The following is a 17,599-nucleotide window of genomic DNA, read 5'->3' as shown; positions in this document are numbered from 1 at the left end:
GGAACTGCCGTGTTAAACCGTTATCCTTTGTGGAAGTACATCATGCTGGTCGTCGTTATTATCGTCGGCCTGATGTATGCGCTCCCCAACCTGTATGGTGAGGATCCGGCCGTTCAAATCACTGGCGCGCGCGGTGTCGCCGCCAGTGAGCAAACGCTGATCCAGGTCCAGAAAACGTTACAAGAAGAAAAAATTACCGCTAAGTCTGTGGCACTGGAAGAGGGCGCAATCCTTGCGCGCTTCGACACCACCGATGTCCAGCTGCGCGCACGTGAAGTGCTGGTGGACGTGTTAGGTGATAAATACGTCGTGGCGCTGAACTTAGCTCCGGCGACTCCTCGCTGGTTAGCGGCTATCCATGCCGAGCCGATGAAGCTGGGTCTTGACCTGCGCGGCGGCGTACACTTCCTGATGGAAGTGGATATGGACACCGCGCTGGGAAAACTGCAGGAACAAAATATCGACAGCCTGCGCAGCGAGCTGCGTGAAAAAGGCATCCCTTACTCCACCGTGCGTAAGGAAGACAATTATGGTCTGAGCATCGCTTTTCGCGATAGCGCCGCACGCGATCAGGCCATCTCCTGGCTGAGCCCGCGTCACCGCGATCTGGTTATCTCCACGCAGGGCGCTACCGGCCTGAAAGCGGTGATGACCGATGAGCGCCTGAAAGAAGCCCGCGAATACGCCGTGCAGCAGAACATCAACATTCTGCGTAACCGTGTTAACCAACTGGGTGTTGCCGAGCCGCTGGTACAGCGTCAGGGCGCCGACCGTATCGTGGTTGAACTGCCGGGTATTCAGGATACCGCTCGGGCGAAAGAAATTCTTGGCGCCACGGCGACGCTGGAGTTCCGTCTGGTTAACAGCAACGTTGACAGTGCCGCCGCCGCTTCCGGCCGTGTCCCTGGCGACTCTGAAGTGAAAGATACCCGTGAAGGCCGGCCGGTTGTGCTGTACAAGCGCGTGATTCTGACCGGTGACCATATCACCGACTCCACTTCCAGCATGGACGAGTTCAACCAGCCGCAGGTTAACATCTCGCTGGACAGCGCAGGTGGTAACATCATGTCTAACTTCACCAAGGACAACATTGGTAAACCGATGGCGACCCTGTTCGTGGAGTATAAAGACAGCGGTAAGAAAGATGCTAACGGTCGTGCCATTCTGGTGAAAGAGGAAGAGGTGATTAACATCGCCAACATCCAGTCTCGCCTGGGTAACAGCTTCCGTATTACCGGTATCAGCAACCCAAATGAAGCGCGTCAGCTCTCTCTGCTGCTGCGTGCGGGTGCGCTGATTGCGCCGATTCAGATCGTTGAAGAACGTACCATCGGCCCGACTCTGGGTATGCAGAACATCAAACAGGGTCTGGAAGCGTGTCTGGCCGGTCTGGTGGTCTCTATCCTGTTCATGATTTTCTTCTATAAGAAATTCGGTCTGATCGCGACCTCTGCGCTGGTGGCTAACCTGGTCCTGATCGTCGGTATCATGTCCCTGCTTCCTGGGGCCACGCTGAGTATGCCGGGGATTGCGGGTATTGTGTTAACCCTGGCGGTAGCGGTCGATGCTAACGTACTGATCAACGAACGTATTAAAGAAGAGTTGAGCAACGGACGTTCCGTTCAGCAGGCGATTGATGAAGGTTACCGGGGCGCATTCAGCTCGATCTTCGATGCGAACATTACGACGTTGATCAAAGTTATCATCCTGTACGCGGTCGGTACCGGTGCAATTAAAGGGTTTGCGATTACCACCGGTATCGGTGTGGCAACCTCGATGTTTACCGCTATCGTCGGCACCCGTGCCATCGTGAACCTGCTGTACGGCGGCAAGCGCGTTAAAAAGCTGTCTATCTGAGGAGTGCGTTGTGGCACAGGAATATACTGTTGAACAATTGAACCACGGCCGTAAAGTCTATGACTTTATGCGCTGGGACTACTGGGCTTTCGGCATTTCAGGTTTTCTGCTGATTGCCGCCATTGTCGTGATGGGCGTGCGCGGATTTAACTGGGGTCTGGATTTCACCGGCGGTACGGTAATCGAAATTACCCTCGAAAAACCGGCCGAACTGGATCAGATGCGCCAGGCGCTGCAGAAGGCGGGTTTTGAAGAGCCGCAGGTGCAGAACTTCGGCAGCAGCCGCGACATTATGGTACGTATGCCGCCGGTACATGATGCCAACATCAGTCAGGAGCTGGGCAGCAAGGTCGTTAGCGTGATTAACGAATCGACCAGCCAGTCGGCGACGGTTAAGCGAATCGAGTTCGTGGGGCCGAGCGTCGGGGCTGACCTGGCGCAAAGCGGCGCGTTGGCGCTGCTGGCGGCGTTAATCTGTATCCTGGTGTACGTTGGTTTCCGTTTCGAGTGGCGTCTTGCCGCCGGGGTAGTTATCGCCCTGGCGCACGACGTGGTCATTACGATGGGTATCCTCTCGCTGTTCCATATCGAGATTGACCTGACCATCGTTGCCTCGCTGATGTCGGTTATCGGCTACTCGCTGAACGACAGCATCGTGGTATCTGACCGTATCCGTGAAAACTTCCGTAAGATCCGCCGCGGTACGCCGTATGAGATCTTCAACGTGTCGTTGACCCAGACGCTGCATCGTACCTTGATCACCTCCGGAACCACATTGGTGGTGATCCTGATGCTGTATCTCTTTGGTGGCCCGGTACTGGAAGGCTTCTCGCTGACCATGCTGATCGGTGTCTCCATCGGTACGGCCTCATCTATCTACGTTGCGTCCGCACTGGCGCTGAAGCTGGGCATGAAGCGTGAGCATATGCTGCAGCAGAAGGTCGAAAAAGAAGGGGCGGATCAGCCGTCAATTCTGCCGTAAATCCGGCGCGTTCAGATAAAGCAATCCCGGTCGCAAGGCCGGGATTTTTTTATTACAGTCCGGCCAAATTTCGCTACTCTCCACTCTTAGCGCTTAATGAGATGGAGATTCCCCATGCCCGCCATAGTCCTTTCTGCCGTCGCCCAGCCCACCGTCTGGCACGATGTGCCTTCCGTGACGCTCAGTGATGAAACCCTACGCCAGCGTAAAGCCAGGGTGCTTGCGCAAATGCACCAGCATGGCTACGACACGCTGATCGTGTATGCCGATAAAGAGCACGGCGGGAACTTCGAATATCTCACCGGCTTTATCCCTCGTTTTGAAGAAGCCTTGCTGGTATTGCATCGCGAAGGGGAGGCGGTGCTGGTGCTGGGTAATGAAAACCTCAAGCTGGCGGCCTTTGCCCGGCTGGAAAACCGGGTGGTCCATGCGCCGTGGTTCTCGTTGCCGAATCAGCCAATGAGCAATGAAAAGAGTCTGCCTCAGCTGCTGCAGGATGCCGGTATACGCAGCGGGAGAACGCTGGGCCTGGTAGGCTGGAAGCTGTTTACCGGCAGCGCTGACGACCGCTCACAGATGTTCGATCTGCCTGCTTTTATCGTTGACGCGATTCGGCAGGCTGCGGGGCGGCAGGCGGCTGTGGCCAATGCCACGGCAATATTTATCGCGCCAGATGGCGGTGTGAGAACGGTAAATTCTGCTAATGAGCTGGCGCACTATGAATATGGCGCCAATCTGGCGTCGACGGCGATCCTCACGGCTTTGAATGCCATCGCGCCGGGAAAAACGGAAAAACAGATCGGCGCGCTGCTGGCAGCAGAAGGCCAGCCCAACAGCGTGGTAATGATTGCCGCTACCGGCGATCGCTTCGCCGATGCCCGTCTCTATCCTGGCGATAAGGCTATCCGTCGCGGCGATAAGTTTTCGCTCACCACCGGGTTTAAAGGCGGCTTAAGCAGCCGGGCAGCCTACGTGGTCGGCGATGAAACGGAGCTGGCACCGGAGGTGGCGGACTACCTCGATGTGGTGGCGAAGCCCTATTTCCGGGCGGTGGTCAGCTGGCTGGAGAATCTGCGTATCGGTATGCGCGGCGGTGAGATGTATGCGCTGATCGAGCGGGTGTTACCGCAAGCAGAGTATCACTGGCATTTGAACCCCGGCCATCTGGTCGCCGACGAAGAGTGGCTGTGTTCTCCCATAGGGCCGGACTCCCAGGCCTGTATCCGTAGCGGCATGCTGCTGCAAATCGATATCATCCCCTCACGGGCGGGCTATGCCGGGGCCAGTATTGAAGATACCGTAGCGGTTGCGGATGAGGCGCTACGTGAGGAGCTGGCGGAGAACTGGCCGGCGCTCTGGCAGCGCATCGTCACCCGGCGGGCCTATATCCGCCAGCAGCTGGGGATTGTCCTGCCGGAGGAGGTCCTGCCGCTATCGAATACCGTTGGCTATTTACGTCCCTGGCTGCTTGATAACGCACGGGCATTGGTTTGCACAACGCCATCCGCGTAAAACACTCCTGACAGTATGCTGTCAGGAGCCTTGTCATACACTCCTCCTGAACCCAAACAATGGACAGGAGGATGTATGCATAATGTAATTAACTGGTTTGAAATTCCGGTCGTCGATATGGATCGTGCCATCGCGTTTTATGAGCCGGTCATGCAGGTGGCGCTTCGCCGGGAGAGCATGGATGTTGCCGAACTCGCTGTTTTCCCACATCAGGATCCGGCCACCGGCGGGGCGCTGGCAAAATTTGATGGCATCACACCGTCGCTGGATGGCGCTATCATCTATTTGCATACCCACGATCTTGCCGCCACGCTTGACCGGGTAGCCTCTGCTGGCGGGCGATGCGTTTTTGGCCCGCTGGCGCTGCCGCATGATATCGGGACTATCGCCCTGTTTACCGACAGTGAAGGGAACCGCGTCGGCCTGCACCAGCCGGCTTAATCTTCAGAGCTTATGTGAAAAGAAAATGACCCGACGCGCCGACCGTTTATTTCAAATCGTGCAGATTCTGCGAGGCAGGCGGCTGACAACGGCCGCCCTGCTGGCGGAGCGGCTCGGCGTATCGGAGCGGACCATCTACCGTGATATTCGCGATTTATCGCTTTCGGGCGTTCCGGTTGAGGGCGAGGCGGGCAGCGGATACCGGCTGATGTCGGGGTTTGATCTGCCGCCGCTGATGCTGACAAATCGTGAGTCGGAGGCGCTGATGGTGGCTATCCGTTTGCTGAAAACCTGGGGCGGCGATTCGCTGTCGCGGGAGCTGGAGTCGGCGCAGGAAAAAGTGCTGGCGATTCTGCCGGAGGAGAGCCGTCGCAAGGCGGAGCAGACGCGGATTTTTGCCCCGGATTTCGGCAATCAGCACTATTCCCGACGCGATTTCGATGTCATGCATCAGGCCATATCCACGCAGCGGGTGCTGGCGCTGCACTACCGTGACGAAGCGGGGAAGTTGACGCAGCGGGAAGTGATGCCGCTGGGGCTGTTTTTCTGGGGGGAGCGCTGGATGCTGGTTGCCTGGTGCGAGCTGCGCGATGATTACCGCTGCTTCCGCCTTGACCGCTGTCTGGATATCACCCCGACGGAGCGGCGCTTTCATGAGTGTGCCGATCGCTCATTGAGCGATTTTTTACGCAAGGTGAAATGTTAAGCGAAATGTCTCCCGTCTGGCTGGCGCTAAACCGGCTTCCGGGAGAAGAAACGGACCCGACGGCATAGCCGCCGGGTCGGGGATCAGGCTGGATTAGAAGTTGTAGCCGACAACAAAGTAACCACCCCAGCCGGTAGAGCGTACGTTGAAGTCGCCATCGCCGAAGTTCAGCTTCGCATCATCGGCCCACTGACCGCCGTTATGCCAGTAACGAGCCACAACGGAGTAGTGCCAGTGCGCGTAGTTCAGCGCCAGGATGTGGCTGGAGGCGATGGAGTTGCTGGTGCGCGCGTGCTTGCCGTTCATGTCATAGAAGTTGTCATCGCCCAGATCGGAACCCCAGTCAAAGTTGGTGAAGCCGATGTAGCTCAGCGAGCCGCCCCACAGGTCGGTCAGCGGGACAAAGTATTTCACTTTGAAACGGTAGCCATCCCATTCGTTTTCGTTGGATGCGCCATAGTTCTGCCACTGATATTTCGCATACACGTTCAGAGACAGGCTCATCGGCAGACCGGTATCGATATCGGTACCCAGACCCATATACCAGGTGCTCTGCTCCTGAGAATCGTTACGACCCATATCGTAGATATAGTTGTTGGCGAAATACCACTCTTTGAACGGGCCGAAGCTGAGATCGGTGTTGGTCAGCTTATCGATAGAGAAACGCGGTTCGATTTCCATAAACAGCGGAGAACCGTTGTTCCAGATACCTTTTGCCGTGCTGTTGCCGCCAAAGAATACCGGTGCATCGATATAGCCATAGAAATCAAACCAGTCTTTTTTAGCAAACGCTTCGTATTCCAGATAGGTATCGTTACGGATTTGCGGTCCAAAACGGGTGTGGTAGCTCCCCACCACGTTTACACTCTGGTGCCACCAATCAGACAGGTACTGCGGTTTATCGTTTTCTGCCGCGCCAGCAGTGAACGATGTGGACAGCGCCAGTACGGCGCCTGCTGCCAGTAATGTTTTTTTCATAATGATGCCACTGTTTAAATTAAGCCAAAAGGCGTTAAGAACGTTGCCGAAGCGTTGCTAAATATTTCGTATTTCTGTGGGGGTCTATTATAGAAATCATTGCTCACAAAAATACGTGTTGTTTCACATAACGTAAACATACGTAATCGATTGCGTTCACGATTCTATGCATTTCCTGACAGAATGCCACTGAAATTCATCCATACAGTCAATTTTTACTGAACTGTTTAGAAAAATTGTAAATGGATTTTTGGCTGGGGGGCCGGGTGTCGGCGACACCCGGTGAAGGCGATTATTGCGCGGTTGCGGGCTGAATATCGTGAATGCGCAGGAAGCCGAGCTGCTCCGGCGTGATGCCGTTCAGACGTAGCGGAATATCAACGTCACTCGGCGCCAGGATGCTGGCGGGGGCGCTAATCAGCCGATCGTGTACGTTAACTTCTTGATAATTCTGCGTGGTGCCGGTGATTTGCCCCCAGGCAACGGTGGCGCTAAACGCCGGCAGCGGGTCGTTTGACTCCCCCTGGATACGCAGCGTCAGGCGGGTACCGTCGGCGTCGGCGGCGATGTCACGCAGCGACATACGCAATGTGCCGATTTGGCTTTCGAGGCGCGCCGGGGTATTGGCGCCGGGCAAAAGATAAACGCCGCTGCTGGATTTCGCATTCAGCGCGTTTTGCTGAGTAATTTTCACCGTCTGCTGATTAAGCTGAGTCATCTCTTTGCTCAACGTGCTTACGCTTTCATGCATTTGACGGACTTCACTTTGCTGCGCGCAGGCGCTGAGTGTGAACAGAGTGGTCAGCATTGCCAGCTTCAAATAACGTCTTGTCATGGTCATGGATTCCGTTTTCAGGGGATACTTCATGGTAGAACGTCTCCGTCCACGAGCCATAGATCCTTTGTCTCAAAAGCTCTTTCTTTGTTGTCGGGGCACTTCGCGGTAAACTACCTGTCAGTTTAACTTCCTGTCAGGACGCGCTATGCATTGCCCTTTCTGTTTCGCCGTAGATACCAAAGTGATCGACTCTCGTCTGGTGGGTGAGGGCTCTTCTGTGCGTCGTCGTCGGCAGTGCCTGGTTTGTAACGAACGTTTCACCACGTTCGAGGTGGCAGAGCTGGTGATGCCGCGTGTGGTCAAGAGCAACGATGTGCGGGAACCCTTCAATGAAGATAAGCTGCGCAGCGGAATGCTGAAAGCGCTGGAAAAACGGCCGGTCAGCGCTGATGATGTGGAAATGGCGCTCAATCATATCAAAACCCATTTACGCGGCACCGGCGAGCGCGAAGTCCCGAGCAAAATGATCGGCAACCTGGTGATGGAGCAGCTGAAAAAGCTCGATAAAGTTGCCTATATCCGCTTTGCTTCCGTCTATCGCAGTTTTGAAGATATCAAAGAGTTCGGCGAAGAGATCGCCCGCTTACAGGACTAAGCCATGCATGACGAAATGTACATGGCGCGAGCGCTTAAGCTGGCGCAGCGCGGGCGCTTTACGACCCATCCCAATCCGAATGTCGGCTGTGTGATCGTCAAGGACGGTGAGATTGTCGGCGAAGGTTTTCACTATCGCGCCGGCGAGCCGCATGCGGAAGTGCATGCGCTGCGCATGGCCGGCGAAAAAGCCCGGGGCGCTACTGCCTATGTGACGCTGGAACCCTGCAGTCATCACGGCCGAACGCCGCCGTGCTGCGACGCGCTGATTGCCGCGGGCGTTTCCCGCGTCGTGGCCGCCATGCAGGACCCCAACCCGCAGGTGGCGGGGCGCGGCCTGTATCGCCTGCAGCAGGAAGGGATTGACGTCAGCCACGGCCTGATGATGGGCGAAGCCGAAGCGCTGAACAAAGGCTTTCTTAAGCGGATGCGCACCGGTTTCCCTTACATACAGCTAAAAATGGGCGCTTCTCTGGATGGTCGCACCGCGATGGCCAGCGGCGAAAGCCAGTGGATTACCTCGCCGCAGGCGCGACGCGACGTGCAGCGTCTGCGTGCGCAAAGCCATGCGATCCTGACCAGCAGCGCGACCGTCCTGGCAGACGATCCGGCATTAACCGTTCGCTGGGAAGAGCTCAATGCCGATATTCGCGCCCGCTACCCGCAGGAAAACCTGCGCCAGCCGCTGCGTATTGTGATCGATAGCCATAATCGCGTTACCCCTGAGCACCGCATCGTGCAGCAGGCGGGAGAGACGCTGTTTGCCCGCACTCAGGCCGATGACCGCAGCTGGCCGGAAAGCGTGCGAACGCTGATGGTGCCGGAACATAACGGCCATCTCGATCTGGTGTTACTGATGATGCAGCTTGGCAAACAGCAGGTTAACAGCATTTGGGTGGAAGCGGGGCCGACGCTCGCCGGCGCATTATTGCAGGCCGGGCTGGTGGACGAGCTTATCGTCTATATTGCGCCTAAACTGTTAGGCAGCGACGCACGCGGGCTGTGCGTGCTACCGGGGCTTGAGAAACTGGCCGCAGCCCCCCATTTCAAATTCAACGAGATACGCCAGGTAGGCCCCGATCTTTGCCTGCATTTAGTGGGCGCATGATCTTCCCTTTTGCAAGGGAAAACAGCATCGCTACGCGAAATCATTCAAGATGCGTCGAGGCGGCCAATCCGGGAATCCCCGTCGGCTTACAGCCGTAAGTGACCGGGGGCGACGGGCTCCGCCAACGCGGAGGCAGTTTGAAGGATGAAGTGTATAAATTATTATGATAGAATCCGCCCCCCTTGCGGGGCTATATGAACCCGAAGGAAGAGTATGAACATTATTGAAGCTAACGTTGCTACCCCGGACGCTCGCGTCGCCATCACCATTGCGCGTTTCAACAACTTTATCAATGACAGCCTGCTGGAAGGTGCTATTGACGCACTCAAGCGCATCGGTCAGGTAAAAGATGAAAATATTACCGTTGTTTGGGTTCCAGGCGCGTATGAGCTGCCGCTGGCGGCTGGCGTGCTGGCTAAAACCGGTAAATATGACGCAGTGATTGCTCTGGGTACGGTGATTCGTGGTGGTACCGCGCACTTTGAATATGTGGCTGGCGGAGCAAGCAATGGCCTCGCACATGTCGCGCAGGACAGCGAAATCCCGGTAGCCTTTGGTGTTCTGACGACAGAAAGCATTGAACAAGCCATCGAACGCGCTGGTACCAAAGCCGGTAACAAAGGCGCAGAAGCTGCGCTGACCGCGCTGGAAATGATTAACGTATTGAAAGCCATCAAGGCCTGAATTTTTTTGTAAGGGGAATTCCGTGAAACCTGCTGCTCGTCGCCGCGCCCGTGAGTGTGCCGTCCAGGCGCTTTACTCCTGGCAGTTGTCCCAGAACGACATCGCTGATGTTGAATACCAGTTCCTGGCGGAACAGGATGTCAAAGATGTCGACGTTCTGTATTTCCGCGAACTGCTGTCCGGAGTGGCGACTAACAGCGCATACCTCGACGGCCTGATGAAGCCGTACCTGTCCCGCCTGCTTGAAGAGCTGGGTCAGGTGGAGAAAGCGGTACTGCGTATCGCCTTGTTCGAGCTGTCTAAACGTGACGATGTTCCGTACAAAGTTGCGATTAACGAAGCTATCGAACTGGCGAAAACCTTCGGCGCCGAAGATAGCCATAAGTTTGTTAACGGCGTGCTGGACAAAGCAGCCCCGGCAATTCGTCCCAACAAAAAGTAAACTCCAGGCCGGGTCTCGCGGGATGTCATCCACGCAAGGTCCGGCCTTATTCTTTTCTTTTGCTGAGGCATAACGTATGGCATGCGGCGAATTTTCCCTGATTGCCCGTTATTTTGATCGCGTAAAAAGCATGCGTCTCGATGTGGAAACCGGCATCGGCGACGACTGCGCTCTCCTGAACATTCCCGAGAAAAAAACGCTGGCAATCAGCACCGACACCCTGGTGGCGGGCAACCATTTTTTACCTGATATCGATCCTGCCGATCTGGCTTACAAGGCGCTGGCGGTCAATCTGAGCGATCTCGCGGCGATGGGCGCCGAACCGGCGTGGTTGACGCTGGCGTTAACGCTACCGGAAGCGGATGAAGCGTGGCTGGCAGCGTTCAGCGATAGCCTGTTCATGCAGCTCAACTATTACGATATGCAGCTGATCGGCGGTGATACTACCCGCGGTCCGCTGTCGATGACCCTGGGTATTCACGGTTTTGTCCCGCCAGGACGTGCTCTGAAGCGTTCCGGTGCGAAGCCTGGCGACTGGATATACGTTACCGGCACCCCCGGCGACAGCGCCGCAGGATTGGCCATTTTGCAGGATCGTCTGGTGGTGGAGTCAGCGGCTGACGCCGACTACCTGCTGGCGCGCCATTTGCGCCCGATGCCGCGCGTGTTACAAGGACAGGCGCTGCGCGATCTGGCCAGCTCGGCCATCGATCTGTCCGACGGTCTTATCTCCGATCTGGGGCACATTCTGAAGGCCAGCGGCTGCGGCGCGCGGATCGATCTTGACGCGATGCCGTTATCCGATGCGCTGCTGCGCCATGCGGAGAGGGAGCAGGCGTTGCGCTGGGCGCTCTCTGGCGGTGAAGACTACGAACTGTGCTTTACCGTGCCTGAACTTAACCGCGGCGCGCTTGATGTGGCTATCGGCCAGCTTGGGGCGCGCTTTACCTGCATTGGACAGATTAGCGCCGAGGCGGACGGTTTGCAGCTGATGCAATCCGGTAAACCGGTCCAGCTGGATTTACAGGGGTACGATCACTTTGGTGCGTAGTAAAGATATCGCAAAAAGCCGCCTCAATATGCTGAATCCCTGGCATTTGCTGGCGACCGGTTTTGGCAGCGGGTTAAGCCCCGTGGTGCCTGGCACAATGGGTTCGCTGGCGGCGATTCCGTTCTGGTATCTGATGACCTTTCTCCCCTGGCAGCTCTATTCGCTGGTGGTGATGATGGGCATCTGTATCGGGGTCTATATCTGCCATCGCACGGCGAAAGATATGGGCACGCACGACCACGGGAGCATCGTCTGGGACGAGTTTGTCGGGATGTGGATCACCTTGATGGCGCTGCCGACGCTTGACTGGCAATGGGTCGCCGCCGGGTTTGTTATCTTCCGTATTTTTGATATGTGGAAACCGTGGCCGATTCGCTGGTTTGACCGCAATATCCACGGCGGGATGGGGATCATGGTCGATGATATTGTCGCCGGGGTAATCTCCGCCGGCGTGCTGTATCTGATAGGCCACCACTGGCCGATTGGTCTTTTCTGAGCTCACTCCCCGGGGTGAGTTTGCCCGGGCCTGTGGCCCGGGCGGCTCGCTTATTTAAAACCCACAATCGGATGCGGCTTGTACGGCGCCTCCAGCTTTTCTACCTGTTCGGGCGTCAGCGTTAAATCCACCGCCCCCAGCAGCTCGTCGAGCTGCTCCTGTCTGGAGGCTCCGACGATTGGCGCGGCGACGCCGGGCTTGCTCAGCAGCCAGGCCAGCGCCACCTGGGCGCGGTTGGCACCGAGTTCTTCCGCCACTTCAGCAAGATTCTGTGCAATCTGCGCATCGTTTTCATCGCTGGCGCTGTAGAGCGATTGACCAAACTCATCAGAGACCAGCCGGGCCGTGGTTTCGCCCCACGGACGGGTGAGGCGACCCCGCGCCAGCGGGCTCCAGGGGATGACCGATACGCCAGCACGATGGCACAGCGGCAGCATCTCGTTCTCTTCTTCACGATAGATCAGGTTGTAATGATCCTGCATGGTGACAAAGCGCGCCCAGCCGTTGCTCTCCTGAAGCTGTAGCGCCTGCGCAAACTGGCGGGCATGCATCGATGAGGCGCCAATATAACGTGCTTTCCCGGCCTTAACGACCTCATTCAGCGCTTCCAGGGTCTCTTCAATCGGCGTGCTGTAATCCCAGCGATGGATCTGCAGCAGATCGACATATTCCATACCTAAACGGCGCAGGCTGTCGTCGATAGAGCGCAGGATTTGCGCACGCGAGAGGCCCTCCGGCAGATCCCCGACCTGGTGATATACCTTCGTGGCCACCACAACTTCGTCGCGGCGGGCGAAATCGCGTAGCGCGCGACCGACAATCTCTTCGCTGCTGCCGTCTGAGTAGCTGTTTGCGGTATCAAAAAAGTTGATGCCGCCTTCCAGCGCACGTTGAATGAGCGGTCGGCTGCTCTCTTCAGGCAGGGTCCAGGCGTGCTTGCCCCGATCCGGCTCGCCAAAGGTCATACAGCCGAGACAAAGCCGGGAGACCCGCAGGTGGGTTGCTTCAGGTGTGATGTAGTGCATGAACGGCTCCTGCTATCAACAAAAAGGGTATCCTTTAAGCATAGCAGGCGCCGTTAGCGGAGAGGATTCAGACCAGCCAGGCGGTGATTTTGGCTTCGATACCGGCGGCATCAAGGCCGAGGTCGGCGCGCACTTCTTCCTGGGTTCCCTGGGGAATAAAGAAGTCCGGCAGGCCGATATTCAGCACCGGAACCACACGGCGATGGGCCATCAGCAGCTCATTCACGCCGCTACCCGCGCCGCCCATAATGGCATTCTCTTCCACAGTTACCAGCACATCGTGGTCGGCGGCAAGCTGCAAAATAAGCGCATCATCAAGGGGTTTGACAAAACGCATATCGACCAGCGTGGCGTTGAGCTTGTCTGCCACCTGCGCCGCTTCCGGCAGCAGAGTGCCGAAGTTGAGTATCGCCACCTTTTCGCCCGTGCGTTTCACCACGCCTTTGCCGATCGGCAGTGAAGCCAGCGGCTCCAGCGTGGCGCCGGTGCCGGTGCCGCGCGGGTAGCGAACCGCGCTCGGCCCTTCATTGTAGTGATAGCCGGTGTAGAGCATCTGACGGCACTCGTTTTCGTCGCTCGGCGTCATGATCACCATATCCGGGATACAGCGCAGGAAGGAGAGATCGAATGCACCCTGGTGCGTTTGTCCGTCGGCGCCGACGATTCCCGCGCGGTCGATGGCAAACAGAACCGGCAGCTTCTGGATAGCGACATCGTGGATCAGCTGATCGTAGGCGCGCTGCAGGAAGGTAGAGTAGATAGCCACCACCGGCTTGTAGTCGCCGATCGCCAGGCCGGCGGCGAACGTCACCGCGTGCTGTTCCGCAATCGCCACATCGAAATACTGGTCAGGGTATTTTCTGGAAAACTCGACCATGCCCGAGCCTTCGCGCATAGCCGGCGTAACGGCCATCAGCTTGCTGTCTTTCGCCGCGGTTTCGCACAGCCAGTCGCCAAAAATTTTCGAGTAGGAGGGCAGGCCGCCGCTGCTTTTCGGCAGGACTCCGCTGGTATGGTCAAATTTCGGCACCGCGTGGAAGGTAATCGGGTCTTTTTCCGCCGGCTCATAGCCGCGACCTTTTTTGGTCATAATATGCAGGAACTGCGGCCCTTTCAGGTCGCGCATATTTTTCAGCGTATTGACCAGACCGAGTACATCGTGACCGTCCACCGGTCCGATGTAGTTAAAGCCCAGCTCTTCAAACAGAGTTCCGGGAACGACCATTCCTTTGAGATGTTCTTCGGTACGTTTGAGCAGCTCTTTAATCGGCGGCACGCCAGAGAAGACCTTTTTACCGCCTTCGCGCAGCGTAGAGTACAGTTTTCCGGAGAGCAGCTGCGCCAGATGATTATTCAGCGCGCCGACATTTTCGGAGATCGACATTTCGTTGTCGTTCAGCACCACCAGCAGATCGGGTTTGATATCGCCCGCATGGTTCATCGCCTCAAACGCCATACCTGCGGTAATGGCACCGTCGCCAATGACGCAGACCGCACGCCGCTGTTTGTCTTCTTTCGCCGCGGCAATCGCCACTCCGATACCCGCAGAAATGGAGGTTGATGAGTGGCCGACGCTCAGAACGTCATATTCGCTTTCGCCGCGCCACGGGAACGGATGCAGCCCGCCTTTCTGACGAATGGTGCCGATTTTATCGCGGCGCCCGGTCAGAATTTTATGCGGGTAGGCCTGGTGGCCCACGTCCCAAATTAAACGGTCAAAAGGCGTGTTATAGACGTAGTGAAGCGCCACGGTCAGTTCGACCGTGCCGAGGCCGGAGGCAAAATGCCCGCTGGAACGGCTGACGCTGTCCAGCAGGTAGCGCCGGAGTTCGTCGCACAGTTTCGGCAGGCTGTCTTTCGGCAACAAACGCAACTCCTGGGTGGAATCCACCAGTGCCAGGGTCGGGTATTTGGCAATATCAAAACTCATCAGAGACTCTTATTGTTTATTTATCGCGCTGAATTATGTAATTCGCGAGCGCTTCCAGTGCCGTAGTATCCAGAGATTGCGCGGCCAGCTCACTCAGCGACTGACGGGCGTCTTCAATCAGGTCATGCGCTTTTTTACGCGCTTGTTCAAGTCCCAGAAGCGCAGGATAGGTACTTTTGCCTAGCTGCTGGTCAGCTCCCTGACGTTTGCCAAGGGTCGCAGTATCCCCTACCACGTCAAGAATGTCATCCTGGACCTGGAAGGCGAGACCGATATTTTGCGCAAAGCGATCGAGCGCCGGCAGGGCCGCGCGGCCGCGTTCACCTGCGCTCAGCGCGCCCATGCGCACCGCGGCGCAGATCAGCGCGCCGGTTTTGTGGCGATGAATCCGCTCCAGCGCCTGCAGGTCAACCTGATGACCTTCGGCTTCCAGATCCAGCGCCTGTCCGCCGCACATTCCGGCGACGCCGCTGGCGTGAGCCAGCGTCGAAACCATCGCCAGACGATCGCTGTCCGGCACTTCAGGCATCGGCGCATCACTCAGTATAGAAAATGCCAGCGTTTGTAGGGCATCTCCGGCAAGAATTGCGTTCGCTTCGCCAAATTTAATGTGGCAGGTCGGCAGACCGCGGCGCAGATCGTCGTCGTCCATAGCGGGCAGATCGTCATGCATCAGAGAGTAAGCATGGATGCATTCGACGGCGGCGGCCGGCGCGTCCAGCGTTGTCCGGCTGACGCCGAACATTTCCCCGGTGGCATAGACGAGGAACGGACGCAGGCGTTTTCCGCCTAATAGTGCGCCGTACTGCATGGCTTCAACCAGTGGAGTGTTCTGAAAAGGCAGCGGAGCGAGGAAACGGCGTAGCGCGTCGTTGGCCTGCTCAACGCAAGCGTGTAATTGTTGCGAGAAGTCCATTTATTCAGCATCCGGTGTCAACGGCGTCAGCGGGCTATCCTCGCTGTCGGCCAGCAGAATCTGGACGCGCTGTTCGGCCTGCTGCAATCGGGCCTGCCCCTGACGCGCCAGCTGTACGCCGCGCTCAAATTCGCTGAGCGCCTCTTCTAACGGCAGCGCGCCGCTTTCCAGACGATTAACAATCTGCTCCAGCTCGCCCAGGGCGGTTTCAAAGCTGGCCGGGGCCTCATTTTTCTTTGGCATAGTGAATATAGACTCTTGTAATGTCGCGACACCAATATGGTAACGAAGTCACGTGGTTAAGCAAATATACACCTCATCCTTTCGCGGAATCGTTGCCGAAAGCGCGCAAACGGGTGGCTGGCAAGTGGGTTATGCCCCCGTCGCGCGGGAGCATCCTGAATGATTTTATGTAAAACGCGCAATGCGAGGCGCAATGTACTCAATGGTGATATACTGCGCTCCCTGGATGCAGGCACCGCGGTGCACTGCAGTACAACTTTTGCTTAAAGCCCCGTCGGGCTTGCCAACGAACTATTGTCGCCATGAAGTTTATCATTAAATTGTTCCCGGAAATCACCATCAAAAGCCAATCCGTGAGATTGCGCTTCATTAAGATCTTAACCGGGAACATTCGTAACGTTCTCAAAAACTATGATGAGACGCTTGCCGTCGTTCGTCATTGGGATCATATCGAAGTTCGCGCGAAAGACGAAAATCAGCGTCCGATTATTCGCGATGCGCTGACCCGAATCCCGGGTATCCACCATATTCTGGAAGTCGAAGACGTCCCGTTTACCTCACTGCACGATATTTTTGAGAAAACGTTGCCGCTGTGGCGTGAAGCGCTGGAAGGCAAAACCTTCTGCGTGCGCGTAAAACGTCGCGGCAAGCATGAGTTTACCTCTATCGAAGTGGAACGCTACGTCGGCGGTGGCCTGAACCAGCATATCGAAACGGCGCGCGTGAAGCTGACTGACCCGGATATTACGGTCAATCTGGAAATTGAAAACGATCGTCTGCTGCTGGTAAAAGGGCGCTACGAAGGGATCGGTGGTTTCCCGATCGGCACTCAGGAAGATGTGCTGTCGCTGATTTCCGGCGGCTTCGACTCCGGAGTTTCCAGCTACATGCTGATGCGTCGCGGTTGTCGCGTGCACTACTGCTTCTTTAATCTTGGCGGCGCGGCGCATGAAATTGGCGTTCGTCAGGTGGCGCACTACCTGTGGAACCGCTTCGGCAGCTCGCACCGCGTTCGTTTCGTGGCGATTAACTTCGAACCGGTCGTGGGGGAGATCCTCGAAAAAGTCGACGATGGTCAGATGGGCGTGGTGCTGAAGCGCATGATGATCCGTGCGGCGTCGAAAGTAGCCGAGCGCTATGGCGTGCAGGCGCTGGTGACCGGCGAAGCGCTGGGCCAGGTGTCCAGCCAGACTCTGACCAACCTGCGTCTGATTGACAATGTCTCCGACACCCTGATTCTGCGTCCGCTGATTTCGCACGATAAAGAGCACATCATCGACCTGGCCCGTGAAATCGGTACCGAAGATTTTGCCCGCACCATGCCGGAGTATTGCGGCGTGATTTCGAAGAGCCCGACCGTGAAAGCGGTGAAGGCGAAGATTGAAGCAGAAGAAGAGAACTTCGACTTTAGCATCCTCGATAAAGTGGTGGCGGAAGCGAATAACGTGGATATTCGCGATATCGCCCAGCAGACTCAGCAGGAAGTGGTGGAAGTTGAAACCGTGACCGGCTTTAGCCCGAACGACGTCATTCTGGATATTCGTTCCGTAGACGAACAGGATGAAAAGCCGCTGAAGGTTGAAGGCGTTGACGTTGTGTCATTACCGTTCTACAAGCTGAGCACTCAGTTCGGCAATCTCGACCAGAGCAAAACCTGGCTGCTGTGGTGCGAACGCGGCGTGATGAGCCGTCTGCAGGCGCTGTACCTGCGTGAGCAGGGCTTTGAGAACGTGAAGGTTTACCGCCCGTAAACCGCGAACAATCACGGTCATCCCGGATAGCGGCGCTCCTGCCTT

At 56.8% G+C, this 17,599-nt stretch carries 18 protein-coding genes; 12 read left to right on the top strand and 6 right to left on the bottom strand.

Going from position 1 to position 17,599, the window contains the following annotated elements; translation table 11 throughout:
• Nucleotides 1-9: 9 nt before the first annotated feature.
• The 5 genes from secD to AC007G_RS03780 all read left to right on the top strand — a co-directional run bounded on the left by secD (nucleotide 10) and on the right by AC007G_RS03780 (nucleotide 5,498).
• Entirely contained in the window at nucleotides 10-1,857 is a 1,848-nt protein-coding gene (gene secD / locus AC007G_RS03800; protein WP_015585040.1) for a protein translocase subunit SecD, read from the top strand.
• A 10-nt stretch (nucleotides 1,858-1,867) separates the two neighbouring features.
• On the top strand, nucleotides 1,868-2,839 hold the full coding sequence (gene secF / locus AC007G_RS03795) for a protein translocase subunit SecF (protein WP_032689268.1): 972 nt from the start codon (nucleotides 1,868-1,870) through the stop codon (nucleotides 2,837-2,839).
• Between the two features lie 114 nt (nucleotides 2,840-2,953).
• Nucleotides 2,954-4,351 (top strand): M24 family metallopeptidase, encoded by a 1,398-nt coding sequence (locus tag AC007G_RS03790; protein ID WP_064793180.1) that lies wholly within the window; start codon nucleotides 2,954-2,956, stop codon nucleotides 4,349-4,351.
• A 75-nt stretch (nucleotides 4,352-4,426) separates the two neighbouring features.
• Nucleotides 4,427-4,792, top strand: a complete 366-nt coding sequence (locus AC007G_RS03785; RefSeq protein ID WP_032689266.1) for a VOC family protein — start codon at nucleotides 4,427-4,429, stop codon at nucleotides 4,790-4,792.
• A 25-nt stretch (nucleotides 4,793-4,817) separates the two neighbouring features.
• Nucleotides 4,818-5,498: a helix-turn-helix transcriptional regulator gene (locus AC007G_RS03780; RefSeq protein ID WP_046853030.1), complete on the top strand. Its 681-nt coding sequence runs from the start codon at nucleotides 4,818-4,820 to the stop codon at nucleotides 5,496-5,498.
• Between the two features lie 93 nt (nucleotides 5,499-5,591).
• On the opposite strand, the gene AC007G_RS03775 is transcribed toward AC007G_RS03780, so the two are convergent.
• Nucleotides 5,592-6,476: a nucleoside-specific channel-forming protein Tsx gene (locus tag AC007G_RS03775; RefSeq protein WP_032689264.1), complete on the bottom strand. Its 885-nt coding sequence runs from the start codon at nucleotides 6,474-6,476 to the stop codon at nucleotides 5,592-5,594.
• Between the two features lie 292 nt (nucleotides 6,477-6,768).
• On the bottom strand, nucleotides 6,769-7,311 hold the full coding sequence (locus AC007G_RS03770; protein WP_032696628.1) for a SadB/YajI family lipoprotein: 543 nt from the start codon (nucleotides 7,309-7,311) through the stop codon (nucleotides 6,769-6,771).
• A 148-nt stretch (nucleotides 7,312-7,459) separates the two neighbouring features.
• On the opposite strand from AC007G_RS03770, the gene nrdR reads away from it, so the two are divergent.
• From nrdR to pgpA, 6 genes are all read left to right on the top strand, one after another.
• Entirely contained in the window at nucleotides 7,460-7,909 is a 450-nt protein-coding gene (gene nrdR, locus AC007G_RS03765) for a transcriptional regulator NrdR (protein WP_004858609.1), read from the top strand.
• A gap of 3 nt (nucleotides 7,910-7,912) precedes the next feature.
• The gene (ribD, locus tag AC007G_RS03760; protein WP_142630467.1) at nucleotides 7,913-9,016 is read left to right on the top strand and encodes a bifunctional diaminohydroxyphosphoribosylaminopyrimidine deaminase/5-amino-6-(5-phosphoribosylamino)uracil reductase RibD; all 1,104 of its coding nucleotides are present in this window, start codon (nucleotides 7,913-7,915) and stop codon (nucleotides 9,014-9,016) included.
• A gap of 213 nt (nucleotides 9,017-9,229) precedes the next feature.
• Nucleotides 9,230-9,700 (top strand): 6,7-dimethyl-8-ribityllumazine synthase, encoded by a 471-nt coding sequence (ribH, locus tag AC007G_RS03755; protein WP_004858618.1) that lies wholly within the window; start codon nucleotides 9,230-9,232, stop codon nucleotides 9,698-9,700.
• A gap of 22 nt (nucleotides 9,701-9,722) precedes the next feature.
• Nucleotides 9,723-10,142, top strand: a complete 420-nt coding sequence (gene nusB, locus AC007G_RS03750; protein ID WP_004858621.1) for a transcription antitermination factor NusB — start codon at nucleotides 9,723-9,725, stop codon at nucleotides 10,140-10,142.
• Nucleotides 10,143-10,218: 76 nt separating this feature from the next.
• Nucleotides 10,219-11,193, top strand: a complete 975-nt coding sequence (gene thiL / locus AC007G_RS03745; protein WP_032689262.1) for a thiamine-phosphate kinase — start codon at nucleotides 10,219-10,221, stop codon at nucleotides 11,191-11,193.
• Nucleotides 11,183-11,689 (top strand): phosphatidylglycerophosphatase A, encoded by a 507-nt coding sequence (gene pgpA / locus AC007G_RS03740; protein WP_032696553.1) that lies wholly within the window; start codon nucleotides 11,183-11,185, stop codon nucleotides 11,687-11,689. Before thiL ends, pgpA begins: the two co-directional genes overlap by 11 nt.
• Before the next feature lie 50 nt (nucleotides 11,690-11,739).
• Here pgpA and AC007G_RS03735 read toward each other — a convergent pair whose 3' ends face one another.
• The 4 genes from AC007G_RS03735 to xseB all read right to left on the bottom strand — a co-directional run bounded on the left by AC007G_RS03735 (nucleotide 11,740) and on the right by xseB (nucleotide 15,803).
• A complete protein-coding gene (locus tag AC007G_RS03735) occupies nucleotides 11,740-12,714 on the bottom strand; it encodes an aldo/keto reductase (RefSeq protein ID WP_046853029.1) in 975 nt (324 codons plus the stop codon).
• Between the two features lie 67 nt (nucleotides 12,715-12,781).
• On the bottom strand, nucleotides 12,782-14,644 hold the full coding sequence (gene dxs / locus AC007G_RS03730) for a 1-deoxy-D-xylulose-5-phosphate synthase (RefSeq protein ID WP_032689259.1): 1,863 nt from the start codon (nucleotides 14,642-14,644) through the stop codon (nucleotides 12,782-12,784).
• 16 nt (nucleotides 14,645-14,660) lie between these two features.
• Nucleotides 14,661-15,560, bottom strand: a complete 900-nt coding sequence (ispA, locus tag AC007G_RS03725; protein WP_032689258.1) for a (2E,6E)-farnesyl diphosphate synthase — start codon at nucleotides 15,558-15,560, stop codon at nucleotides 14,661-14,663.
• Nucleotides 15,561-15,803: an exodeoxyribonuclease VII small subunit gene (gene xseB, locus AC007G_RS03720; RefSeq protein WP_032689257.1), complete on the bottom strand. Its 243-nt coding sequence runs from the start codon at nucleotides 15,801-15,803 to the stop codon at nucleotides 15,561-15,563.
• A 302-nt stretch (nucleotides 15,804-16,105) separates the two neighbouring features.
• On the opposite strand from xseB, the gene thiI reads away from it, so the two are divergent.
• Nucleotides 16,106-17,554 carry a tRNA uracil 4-sulfurtransferase ThiI gene (gene thiI / locus AC007G_RS03715; RefSeq protein WP_032689256.1) on the top strand — a complete coding sequence of 483 codons (1,449 nt, stop codon included), beginning with the start codon at nucleotides 16,106-16,108 and terminating at the stop codon, nucleotides 17,552-17,554.
• Nucleotides 17,555-17,599: the final 45 nt, after the last annotated feature.

This window comes from Klebsiella sp. CSG-1, assembly GCF_056521145.1.
This window is presented reverse-complemented; position numbering and strand designations above follow the sequence as displayed.

Coding starts and splice junctions, on each gene's coding strand:
- AC007G_RS03775 (WP_032689264.1), bottom strand. CDS start 6,476: ATGAAAAAAACATTACTGGCAGCAGGCGCCGTACTGGCGCTGTCCACA.
- dxs (WP_032689259.1), bottom strand. CDS start 14,644: ATGAGTTTTGATATTGCCAAATACCCGACCCTGGCACTGGTGGATTCC.
- AC007G_RS03790 (WP_064793180.1), top strand. CDS start 2,954: ATGCCCGCCATAGTCCTTTCTGCCGTCGCCCAGCCCACCGTCTGGCAC.
- AC007G_RS03785 (WP_032689266.1), top strand. CDS start 4,427: ATGCATAATGTAATTAACTGGTTTGAAATTCCGGTCGTCGATATGGAT.
- ispA (WP_032689258.1), bottom strand. CDS start 15,560: ATGGACTTCTCGCAACAATTACACGCTTGCGTTGAGCAGGCCAACGAC.
- thiI (WP_032689256.1), top strand. CDS start 16,106: ATGAAGTTTATCATTAAATTGTTCCCGGAAATCACCATCAAAAGCCAA.
- AC007G_RS03780 (WP_046853030.1), top strand. CDS start 4,818: ATGACCCGACGCGCCGACCGTTTATTTCAAATCGTGCAGATTCTGCGA.
- nrdR (WP_004858609.1), top strand. CDS start 7,460: ATGCATTGCCCTTTCTGTTTCGCCGTAGATACCAAAGTGATCGACTCT.
- AC007G_RS03735 (WP_046853029.1), bottom strand. CDS start 12,714: ATGCACTACATCACACCTGAAGCAACCCACCTGCGGGTCTCCCGGCTT.
- ribH (WP_004858618.1), top strand. CDS start 9,230: ATGAACATTATTGAAGCTAACGTTGCTACCCCGGACGCTCGCGTCGCC.
- xseB (WP_032689257.1), bottom strand. CDS start 15,803: ATGCCAAAGAAAAATGAGGCCCCGGCCAGCTTTGAAACCGCCCTGGGC.
- thiL (WP_032689262.1), top strand. CDS start 10,219: ATGGCATGCGGCGAATTTTCCCTGATTGCCCGTTATTTTGATCGCGTA.
- ribD (WP_142630467.1), top strand. CDS start 7,913: ATGCATGACGAAATGTACATGGCGCGAGCGCTTAAGCTGGCGCAGCGC.
- AC007G_RS03770 (WP_032696628.1), bottom strand. CDS start 7,311: ATGACAAGACGTTATTTGAAGCTGGCAATGCTGACCACTCTGTTCACA.